Source organism: Lonsdalea populi (assembly GCF_015999465.1).
Lineage (GTDB): Bacteria > Pseudomonadota > Gammaproteobacteria > Enterobacterales > Enterobacteriaceae > Lonsdalea > Lonsdalea populi.
In genome coordinates, this window is record NZ_CP065534.1 from 3,253,201 (window position 1) to 3,262,690 (window position 9,490).

A 9,490-nucleotide genomic window follows, 5' to 3' on the forward strand; every position below is an offset into this window, starting at 1 on the left:
ACTCCCGTCGTATACTATGATCAGTCACATATTTACTGTATATAATTACAGTATAATGTGATTGCCTAGTTGTAAACCATTTTTTAACTTTCAATAAGAAAGGTCTTATGAAAATCGTCAATAACAACAATGGATAAAGGGAGAAGGGATGCGAAAAGCATGTGTAGAACTCATCCGTGAAACCAATGTAGCCTGTCTAATCGTCACCTGGCTGCATCAATACCACTGTCGCCACTTGTCATCCTCTTGGAGTCGGCCGTTTCGGTAAAAGAGACGCATCCCTCCCCCTGACGGAATACTGCCGCCACGCAATAGCAGATCCATTTCCGTTTCGCTGCCGTCGAACCCTCTCCTTCTAAGTTCTGCCTCAAGCCCGAACCGATGTCGTTCCGTAATTTCTTGTTTGTATCCTTTCCGGCGCTTCGGCTTGACCAATCTCAGCCTGACGTTCAATTCACGCAGGTCTTTTTTGCTCATGTTATGGAAATCAGGAAGCGGGTCGGCCCTTTCTGCATCTGGTCTATCCACCCCGGTTTCGTTTGTTTTTTCAACAAGGGGACAGTTATTGCCACGAGTCCAAGGGGCGCTAGCGCCCTCGTCGGCTTGCGCCTCCTGAACGTCAACGGCTTTACGGACCTTTTTCCACTTCACCGAATGCGTACATACGCGCCCCTGCGTTAACGGGGACCAAATGCCATAAATACGGATGCCATGATCGCCATAGGTACTTGGCTCGTCGTTAAGCTCATAGGCAGTTCTGACAATGTAATGTTTGCGGGGGACCAGCACTCCGCCCTGTTTCATGATGTACGTTGCAAAGCAGCCCGCATCGGCAGCGGCCAGCACCGCGTCTAAACGCTTATCGGCCAGTACCGGAGCGCCCGGCTTGCTGTCGCCCTGCCCCCTCGCCGCCTGACCGGCCAGTAAACGCAGTTCGCGATATGCCTGACGGCCCGGAATACCAAAGAAGCGGAACTGCTGAACACGATGCAATGACGCCCAGGCATTCACATGCTCAGCGTTATCTCGCAGCGATCTGCCAGTTTCCTTGCTGATTTCATCACCCAGGCCACGGCCATCAATGTTCTTGCTGATGTATTTCGCGATATAGCTGGTCGGCGTACCTTTGCGCGGGTTAATCAGCTCCACCTTGTAACGCGGTCCTGTGTTTTTGCCCAGTTCCGCGCGGTCTTCTCGGATAGCAAACTTACGCAACAATGCGGTGATGGAACGACGCTCTTTTTTGCGCATGAAGCACAGCAGGTGCCAATGCACGGTGCCGTCATGATGTGGCTCTGCAACCCGGACGCCATACCAGCGCAGCCCGGCTTTGTGCATAGCTTTACGGAACGCGGCAAACGTATTGACCAGATAGTCACTGCTTTGCCTAACGGTTTGATGGGTCCACGTCGGATTAGGTCGGCCGTTATTCAGCGTGGCGTGAAAACGCGATGGGCAGGTGATGGTATAAAACACGGCGCAGTCACCCCGCATTTCCGCGATCAACTCCAGCCCTTTAACGCAGGCCATCATTTCATTGCGTCGATGTGCCGGATTGCTGCTACTGGCATTCACGACATCTTCCATATCCAACGTGTCGCCGTCTTCGTTCACCAGTTCATGCGAACGAAAAAACTCCAACGATTTACGACGTTGCTCACGCTTATGGATCACCGCTTCATAGCTGACATACGGGGACGCTTTTTTGTTGACCAGACAGGCGGCGCGCAACTGCTCTTCCCGCCACTCACAACGCATTTGCCACAATTTGCGATACCACCAATCAGCGCAAAGCATACGCGCCAGCGATCCTGGAATAAGGTCATAAGGCACAGGCTTGCGACGGCGTTTCTTTCGGCGAAGCTGCTCAAACGCAGGCGGGATCACATCCAGCCTCATCACCTCAGCAGCTACGCGTTCCCACGTCCGGCGTATTTCTTCCGGTTTTACATCATCCGTCAGAAATGTATCCGCGCAGGCTGCATCTAAAACCATACTCATATGCGCCGAAACCAGCGTTGACAGTCTTTTCACCTGGTTCTGATTCATTTCAGGTAGGTCCAGCAGCCCGTCTAAACCATCGACGCTTGCCATATATCGGAATGAACACGACATTTGGCTGTCACGCACACGCGCCAGCCGCTCAAGGCTTGGCCGGATCGTTTCGCGCAGATAACGGGAATACGCTTTTGGCCTGTCCAGACCGTGAAAGTATTCAATCCGTTGTAATAGAGACGTTCTGATAAAAGACGGTTCAGCCCTCACATCGGCGAGGATGACCAAATCGGGATTAAAGCGTTGCTGCTCGCGGGCCATTTTGGCGCGGCTAATGAGATTGTCCTGCTCCATCTCACGCTGAACCGGATCGCGGGATTCATTGAAAAAGTAACGATTCCAAACCTCATCACTCAACGCCTCACGGCGTAACCGCTCCTGCTCATTGTCAGCAGCGTACAAAGTGATCAGGTTTGAAAGCACCGAGTCAGAGGTAGACGGCTCTTGCTCCAGATATGGGTTAATTGCCTGTTTCGGTTTATTCCATGAGAAACCCTCGCTGGGTTCTCTGAACTTGTCAGGGCGTGATGCCAATGCAATTCGGCTACTTTCAGATTGTTGAGACATATTATTCGTAGCCTGAAAAATTAATTACTTTGTGAACCCCTCTGTTGATTTGACTAAATAGAGATGGGTAGCATGACCGTCTAGATGGATTTAGATGAGAAAAAAAATGAAAGATACTTACATTGATGGCATCGCCAAGTCTGGGCTTGATGATGAAATTACTCGCATAGTGAAAAAAGCAAAACGCCGTGAACTCGGCGGCTCGGAAATGGTTACCGCAATTCAGAATGAAGACGGGGTCATTTATAGAGTTATCTGTGTTGATGGGCTGGGAGCCTACATGTATCTGGCGATGGAAATTACGGGAATTGGCCTTGTTGATCTGCATGCTGAAAACCTCAATCCGGGCAAATACGACTCACTGTTTATATTCAAAAAGTAACCACTGGCGGCAATATGCCGCCAGCCTTTACCCATGTTTTGCGTTGTACTTTTCAGTGTATTTTTGGATTTGTTTTCTACTTCCAATATCGGAACCGCCGACTGACGCAGAAGTAGCACTCCCCCTCCCCCTGACGCTGTTCAATTCGTCATGGGCCTGGCACCTAAGCTGGACCGCCTTTAGCTGTAACTGCTCAAGCTCTCCAGCGACTTTATTTGCTTCTGCTGCGATGAACTCCAGCGCAGATTCATAAGTCGAGAAAAACGCGTAGTGCTCGTCTAAATACATCGATCCTTTATCACGGGCATAGCTAACGCTCAGGCGATATCCTTTTTCTGTCCGTTTAATTACTTCATATTCCTTAATAAGCGGAACAACTCCCGTCAATTCGGGTGGAATATAAGTCGTAGTGACCGGGCGCTTACTAATTACAAAAACTGTTTTCATACCGCCCCTCCGCTGTAATGCTTGCCCTTCAGCTCAACGATTTCCTGACAGGTGACGCAGCACTGCACGCCCGGAATAGCACGGCGGCGTGCCGGCGGGATCGGAGCATCGCAATCAATGCAAAGCACACGGGAAGCACCCAGAATTTTATTGCGGGCAGCGTGAATATGGCGCTGACGCTCCTCTTCAACACGCTGCTGCACAAGGTCCATTGAGTCAGCCATTAGTGCAGCTCCTGTGATTCATTCTCAAAACGGGTGGCTTCGCGGCGCAGCAGCTCAGCCGCTTCTTTCCCACTCATGCCTTTTTGAGTGATATGAACAGCCAGCGCCTCAAGGCGGATTGAAACGGCAAGAGCACGATCTTTTCGCTCTTCGTTTTTAGCTTCTTTCAACAGCACAACAAGTGCGTCGTTATCAGCTTTAAACTGGTGGTTTTTGATATTTCGCATAATGCCTACTCCTGAATTTTGGCAATAAGAAGCCCGGCAGGTTTACGCCATTAATTTCTGCTCTGGGTTAATTCGGCATGGTCAGCCGTTTGGGAAATAAGCTCACCACTGCACGAAAATGATTCATTGCGTTAATCAGCTCCCGCTTTTCGTCAGTGGTCAGATCATTAATATTGATGCCATGACGTTCTGCCGGAATTTTTGCCATATAAAATATTGCCGCTAATGCCCGTTCGTTCTGTTTATTATTAACGTCTCGCGGATCGCGCATATCGCGAATAAAGCGATCAAGCTCTGGCTCAATATTCAAACCAAATACTTTCGCTCTTAGTTCCGCAATATGATTCAGCCCGTTAAGGCGTTCGCCCGCACTTAATGGAACAGTTGCCGTAGCGTCTTCAATAGCCATGATTTCCCCTGTCTAGAGGTGGACAAGTCGGCCAGTAGTTCCTCCTGAGATCGGCACGGGTGCCAACGTTTACCATCCGTTCCCATAATCCAGCCGTGGCCGTAGTGCATTGATGGGCTTTGCTTAACGAGAAGCGATGCAGCGGTAGGTTTCTCCATCAGCATCATCACCTCAGACCAACCCGAATGAGGCACCGAGGCCCGTCATGGTATCCACCGCGCTTGCCATCGCTGGGTTGGCTTGCAAACGTGCCTGCATGGAAATAGCAGCTAACGCCATCAGTCGCGTTACAGAGTTAATACTGCTGATAACGTCACGACGACCTGCAATGGTTTTTACATCACCAGATACAGCACCAGCAGCCACACGCCCGATCTCTGCGGTCGCACTCATGACGTAATGCGGCAGCTTCTCTTTTGCCACTTCATTCATCGGCACGCATGGCAAGCAGTGGATCTGAGCCAGAAAGCCGTCAACCAACGTTGAATCCTCTGTCAAGTCGGTCAGCAGCCAGACTTCCGGGACAGTCAACTGATGCGGTTGTTCCGGGTTTAGTTTGTTACGCAGCGTTTGGACATTCATCTCCGCGCGTTCTGCCAGCTTCGCCATGTTGTGACGCAATGCGAATACCCGGCAGGCTTCATTAAAATGTGGGTGTTTGGAAACCCGATAATCAAACATGTTGCATCCTTACAAATCACATAAAGTGAATTACTCACCAATGACGAGTTGAAAACGGGAATGCCCCAACGCCTTACGCAACTGTTCTTCTTTCCAGCGCGCGTAATAAATACGGATGGGGCCACCTGCTTTCTTGCATCCTTTCCGGATGGTGCGAGGTTCGATTGGTACACAAGGGTTGTCGCCGGTTGTCCAGCGGTAAGCGGTTCGCGCTGAGACCCCCTCAAGCTCTGCGAACTGTTGCAGAGTAACGATAGGTGCAGGCACTTTGATGATTGCGATTTCAGAAGCCATGTTGCATGATTCCCTATTTGCTGTTTTGAACAATGTTGGCCTCTCATTCCCCAATGTTTGCCAACATACGCACTTCACTTGTGAGCAATGTAATTAACTTTATAGCATTGGTCAACATTGGAATTAACTAATGAGCATAAACAAAGACACTTTCGAGCCTACTGCCATTCTCGATAGGATCATTGCCGTTTACGGTTTTACGCAAAAATTACAGCTGGCAAATCACTTTGAAATGTCGCCAAGCTCCCTGCAGAACCGCTTTACACGCGGCACTATCTCCTATGATTTAGCAGCTTTCTGTTCGCTAGAAACAGGAGCAAGCCTAAGGTGGTTACTTACCGGTGAAGGTCCAAAGTTTGATGAAAAACCTCCTCTTACAGACCCCAAAGTAATGAACTTATACACTCTTAGGGATGGAATTCTTGAAAAAAATTCCATATTGAATATCGACCCAGGTTTTTTGAGTAAGCAGATTTCAGAAGGAATTGCGGTTCGGGCTGAGGGGAAGTTGCATTTTGTCGATCAGGAAGCCCCGCTTTCTGATGGTCTTTGGTTAGTTGATATTGAAGGAGCTAACAGCATCAGAGAATTGACATTACTACCTGGCAAAAAACTACACGTAGCGGGCGGCAAAGTGCCGTTTGAATGTGGGATTGACGAGATAAAACTGATTGGCCGTGTAGTGGGTGTGTACAGCGAGGTTAATTGATGACTGTCCGTAAAAACCCCTCCGGCGGATGGATTTGTGAGCTTTATCCAAACGGGGCAAAAGGTAAGCGCATCAGGAAGAAATTCGCTACCAAAGGCGAGGCGCTGGCCTTTGAACAGTACACTGTACAAAATCCGTGGCAGGAAGAAAAAGAAGACCGACGCACGTTAAAGGGGCTGGTTGACTCATGGTATAGCGCTCATGGCATTACTCTGAAAGACGGCCTTAAACGTCAGTTAGCGATGCACCATGCTTTTGAGTGTATGGGCGAACCACTTGTGCGTGATTTTGATGCGCAGATGTTTTCCCGCTATCGGGAAAAGCGGTTACAAGGCCAATATGCACGTTCAAACAGGGTGAAAGAGGTCTCTCCCCGCACCCTTAACCTTGAGTTGGCCTACTTTCGAGCGGTGTTTAATGAGCTAAGTCGCCTCGGAGAATGGAAAGGCGAAAATCCGCTAAAAAATATGCGCCCTTTCCGCACAGAAGAAATGGAAATGGCCTGGTTAACTCAAGACCAGATCGTGTTGCTCCTCGGAGAGTGCAAACGGCATGGTCATCCTGATTTAGAAACCGTGGTAAGAATCTGTCTCGCGACTGGTGCTCGCTGGTCTGAAGCTGAGAGCTTGAAAAAAAGCCAGCTTGCGAAATACAAAATCACCTATACCAAAACGAAAGGCAGAAAAAACCGTACCGTTCCCATCAGCAAAGAGCTTTATGACTCTCTGCCCGGTGATAAAAAAGGTCGGTTATTTAGTGATTGTTATGGCGCATTCCGGTCAGCTATGGAAAGAACAGGCATCGAACTACCCTCGGGGCAACTGACCCACGTATTGCGCCACACCTTCGCCAGTCACTTTATGATGAATGGGGGAAATATATTAGTTTTACAAAGGATATTAGGACATACAGACATCAAGATGACTATGCGTTATTCTCATTTTTCACCTGATCACCTCGAGGATGTTCTTCGATACAATCCCCTTAAGGATGTCATGTGACATGATCTAGACTAAACATCAGCGATAGGAAAAAAGATGAAAGTACGTGATTTTGAAGACAAAGTATGGGAAACAGAAGGTGTTAGAATCGTTATTCATGCTAAAGAGGACACCCAGGTCTCTGAGTATGAGTACAAAAAAGCAGCAGACGCCTCTTGGCGTATAACAGAGTTAGCTCAGAAAAGAATTGATAAGCATCTTGATGGTAATACATTCACTGTAATACAAGGTGATGGCGAGGAACCTAATGGTCGAGTAATTCTTCGCACCATTCGCAGTAGTTACAATATTAAATAGTTAGCACCCAGCCCTTTTAATATTCTCTTACCGAGGCTATATCTATTTTCTTATTATTTAAGTGGCGATAAAGTGGCGGTAGAGATGGCGTATAATGAGTAACTATTGGCAAAAAGAGACAAACTATGTCAATGATAAATAACGCAAACCATTGATTTTATGTTATTCCGGTAGGAACTCATAATCGCTTGGTCGTTGGTTCAAGTCCAGCAGGGGCCACCAAATTTAGTGATGAAAATCATGAAGTTAAGCCACTCTTTAGTGGTGGCTTTTTTGTTTTCATAATCTACCATTGGCAGCAAAATGGCAGCAGATTTTTTTGTATTGCTACCTTGTGCTACCATCGCCTATTGCATAAAACAGCACTCCTGCACGTCATTCCCACTTGTAGTGGTCAACAAAAACTGGCCACGGCGTTAGAGTTTTTCCAGTATCGGTTTTCCGATTCGTTTGGTGGTAATCCACCATTATATACGTGCGGTCTTAGTACGCTGTAATATCCAACGATATAGTCCGTTATTGCGTGAGCTGCATCGCTGAAGCTTACATAGCCCGTCATCGGCACCCATTCGTTCTTCAGACTCTTGAAGAAGCGCTCCATTGGGCTGTTATCCCAACAGTTTCCACGCCGACTCATACTCTGCTTGATCCGGTATTGCCACAGTAACTGCCGGAACTGCCTGCTCGTATAATGACTGCCTTGATCGCTGTGGAACATCACTCCGACGGGCTTACCACGCGTTTCCCATGCCATTTCCAGCGCTTTCATGGTGAGTCTGCTGTCCGGCGAGAACGACATTGCCCAGCCCACTGGTTTTCTTGCGAACAGATCGAGAACAACGGCGAGGTACGCCCAGCGCTTACCCGTCCAGATATAGGTCACATCACCGCACCACACCTGGTTTGGCTCCGTTACGGCGAACTGTCGCTCAAGATGATTCGGGATGGCAACGTGCTCATAACCGCCACGCTTATACCGGTGAGTCGGCTGCTGGCAACTGACCAGCCCCAGCTCTTTCATGAGCCTGCCGGCAAGCCAGCGCCCCATCTGATAGCCTCTCTGGGTTACCATAGTGGCGATGCTTCTTACTCCGGCCGAACCGTGGCTGCTGCCATGCAACTCAAGTACCTGACTGCGTAATACAGCCCGTCTGCCGTCTGGCTTTTCAGGACGGTTTTTCCAGTATTTGTAGCTACTGCGATGAACCCTGAATACGTGGCAGAGTGTGGCCACTGGATAACGCGCCCTGAGTTTCCCGATTAACGAGAACTGTTCAGGGAGTCTGACATCAAGAGCGCGGTAGCCTTTTTTAGAATATCGTTTTCCATTTCAATACGTTGCAGCTTTTTATTTAGCTCACGTATTTCGATTTGTTCCGGCGTTATCGGGGAGGCTTTTGGCGTTTTGCCCTGACGCTCATCACGCAGTTGTTTGACCCATTTCGTCATCGTGGAAAGACCAACATCCATTGCCTTAGCAGCGTCAGAGACGGTGTAGTTTTGGTCGACAACCAGCTGAGCTGATTCGCGTTTGAATTCAGGACTAAAATTTCTTCTTTTCATTGGTGCACCTGTGTTGTTCTGAGGTGAGCATATCACCTCTGTTCAGGTGGCCAAATTCAGTATTCCACTTCATTAGCGGCAGCATGGTGGAGTAGTGCGTCCACAGGAACGTGCTGTCGTCGAACTGGTATAAACGGCCGATGATGAGCAATAGATAATTCATCACCAGAAAAGCAAAGGTCAGCTTCATAGTTCTCCCTTAATGGGATAATCCATTTCCATTACAGTGATAAAGGGTTTATATCCGAAACGGTCCAGGTGTTGCAAAATAAACCAGGACCGGAATCCTCCCAACGCGCTGTAAGATTTTATTGAACCATTCGATGGGTCGGGACCGATATCAGGGGTATCAAGGCCGAAATGGTCGTAAAAAGTTACGCGTACCTTTCCTTTATAGAAACGCCCACAACGGTCGAATTCGACGATCTCCGCTTTAGCACCCCATACGTCATTAACCGTTATTGTCAGGCCCCCGTTCCACCATCCCAGCCATTTGTCTTCCGCTGTATTGAATGCCGGAGGAAGAAGAGGTCTTTCGTTATTTCTATCATCGATATAAACATAATTTTCCATCCAATCACCCAGTTGCAACGAGTTTATTTCACCATTGCTTTGCTTGATCGCTTTTTTCATG

16 protein-coding genes are annotated in these 9,490 nt (G+C 48.5%); 4 read left to right on the top strand and 12 right to left on the bottom strand.

From position 1 onward, the window contains the following. Positions 1-216: 216 nt before the first annotated feature. Positions 217-2,622, bottom strand: a complete 2,406-nt coding sequence (locus I6N93_RS14310; protein WP_085690144.1) for a replication endonuclease — start codon at positions 2,620-2,622, stop codon at positions 217-219. 106 nt (positions 2,623-2,728) lie between these two features. On the opposite strand from I6N93_RS14310, the gene I6N93_RS14315 reads away from it, so the two are divergent. Next, positions 2,729-3,004 carry a hypothetical protein gene (locus I6N93_RS14315; RefSeq protein ID WP_085690146.1) on the top strand — a complete coding sequence of 92 codons (276 nt, stop codon included), beginning with the start codon at positions 2,729-2,731 and terminating at the stop codon, positions 3,002-3,004. A 27-nt stretch (positions 3,005-3,031) separates the two neighbouring features. Here the strand turns inward: I6N93_RS14315 and I6N93_RS14320 are convergent, their stop codons facing one another. From I6N93_RS14320 to I6N93_RS14350, 7 genes are all read right to left on the bottom strand, one after another. Further along, entirely contained in the window at positions 3,032-3,451 is a 420-nt protein-coding gene (locus tag I6N93_RS14320; protein WP_085690148.1) for a hypothetical protein, read from the bottom strand. Continuing rightward, positions 3,448-3,675, bottom strand: a complete 228-nt coding sequence (locus tag I6N93_RS14325) for a TraR/DksA family transcriptional regulator (RefSeq protein WP_085653782.1) — start codon at positions 3,673-3,675, stop codon at positions 3,448-3,450. The genes I6N93_RS14320 and I6N93_RS14325 overlap by 4 nt, the downstream gene beginning before the upstream one ends. Further along, positions 3,675-3,902, bottom strand: coding sequence for a DUF2732 family protein (locus I6N93_RS14330; protein ID WP_085690150.1), 228 nt, complete (start codon positions 3,900-3,902; stop codon positions 3,675-3,677). Before I6N93_RS14330 ends, I6N93_RS14325 begins: the two co-directional genes overlap by 1 nt. 67 nt (positions 3,903-3,969) lie before the next feature. Next, on the bottom strand, positions 3,970-4,311 hold the full coding sequence (locus I6N93_RS14335; RefSeq protein ID WP_085690152.1) for a DUF5347 domain-containing protein: 342 nt from the start codon (positions 4,309-4,311) through the stop codon (positions 3,970-3,972). Beyond that, positions 4,275-4,475: a phage filamentation protein Fil family protein gene (locus I6N93_RS14340; protein ID WP_085690154.1), complete on the bottom strand. Its 201-nt coding sequence runs from the start codon at positions 4,473-4,475 to the stop codon at positions 4,275-4,277. The genes I6N93_RS14335 and I6N93_RS14340 overlap by 37 nt, the downstream gene beginning before the upstream one ends. Positions 4,476-4,482: 7 nt before the next feature. After that, positions 4,483-4,992: a phage regulatory CII family protein gene (locus I6N93_RS14345; RefSeq protein ID WP_085690156.1), complete on the bottom strand. Its 510-nt coding sequence runs from the start codon at positions 4,990-4,992 to the stop codon at positions 4,483-4,485. A gap of 30 nt (positions 4,993-5,022) precedes the next feature. Beyond that, positions 5,023-5,286: a hypothetical protein gene (locus tag I6N93_RS14350; RefSeq protein WP_085653778.1), complete on the bottom strand. Its 264-nt coding sequence runs from the start codon at positions 5,284-5,286 to the stop codon at positions 5,023-5,025. 130 nt (positions 5,287-5,416) lie between these two features. On the opposite strand from I6N93_RS14350, the gene I6N93_RS14355 reads away from it, so the two are divergent. From I6N93_RS14355 to I6N93_RS14365, 3 genes are read left to right on the top strand one after another with little or no spacing between them, the layout of a single operon-like run. Then, the gene (locus I6N93_RS14355) at positions 5,417-5,995 is read left to right on the top strand and encodes a phage repressor protein CI (protein ID WP_085690158.1); all 579 of its coding nucleotides are present in this window, start codon (positions 5,417-5,419) and stop codon (positions 5,993-5,995) included. Continuing rightward, complete coding sequence (locus I6N93_RS14360) at positions 5,995-6,996, top strand: phage integrase (protein ID WP_085690160.1); 1,002 nt, start codon at positions 5,995-5,997, stop codon at positions 6,994-6,996. Before I6N93_RS14355 ends, I6N93_RS14360 begins: the two co-directional genes overlap by 1 nt. 36 nt (positions 6,997-7,032) lie before the next feature. Next, complete coding sequence (locus tag I6N93_RS14365; protein WP_085653775.1) at positions 7,033-7,293, top strand: hypothetical protein; 261 nt, start codon at positions 7,033-7,035, stop codon at positions 7,291-7,293. Between the two features lie 200 nt (positions 7,294-7,493). Here I6N93_RS14365 and I6N93_RS14370 read toward each other — a convergent pair whose 3' ends face one another. From I6N93_RS14370 to I6N93_RS14385, 4 genes are all read right to left on the bottom strand, one after another. Next, positions 7,494-7,637: a hypothetical protein gene (locus I6N93_RS14370; RefSeq protein ID WP_176222582.1), complete on the bottom strand. Its 144-nt coding sequence runs from the start codon at positions 7,635-7,637 to the stop codon at positions 7,494-7,496. A gap of 50 nt (positions 7,638-7,687) precedes the next feature. Beyond that, a protein-coding gene (locus I6N93_RS14375; RefSeq protein WP_197669168.1) for an IS3 family transposase occupies positions 7,688-8,856 on the bottom strand; the annotation gives its coding sequence in 2 pieces (ribosomal slippage) (positions 7,688-8,607 and positions 8,607-8,856; 1,170 coding nt in all). Continuing rightward, entirely contained in the window at positions 8,837-9,046 is a 210-nt protein-coding gene (locus tag I6N93_RS14380) for a hypothetical protein (protein WP_139829968.1), read from the bottom strand. The genes I6N93_RS14375 and I6N93_RS14380 overlap by 20 nt, the downstream gene beginning before the upstream one ends. Beyond that, on the bottom strand, positions 9,043-9,489 hold the full coding sequence (locus I6N93_RS14385) for a DUF3289 family protein (RefSeq protein WP_181457997.1): 447 nt from the start codon (positions 9,487-9,489) through the stop codon (positions 9,043-9,045). The genes I6N93_RS14380 and I6N93_RS14385 overlap by 4 nt, the downstream gene beginning before the upstream one ends. Position 9,490: the final 1 nt, after the last annotated feature.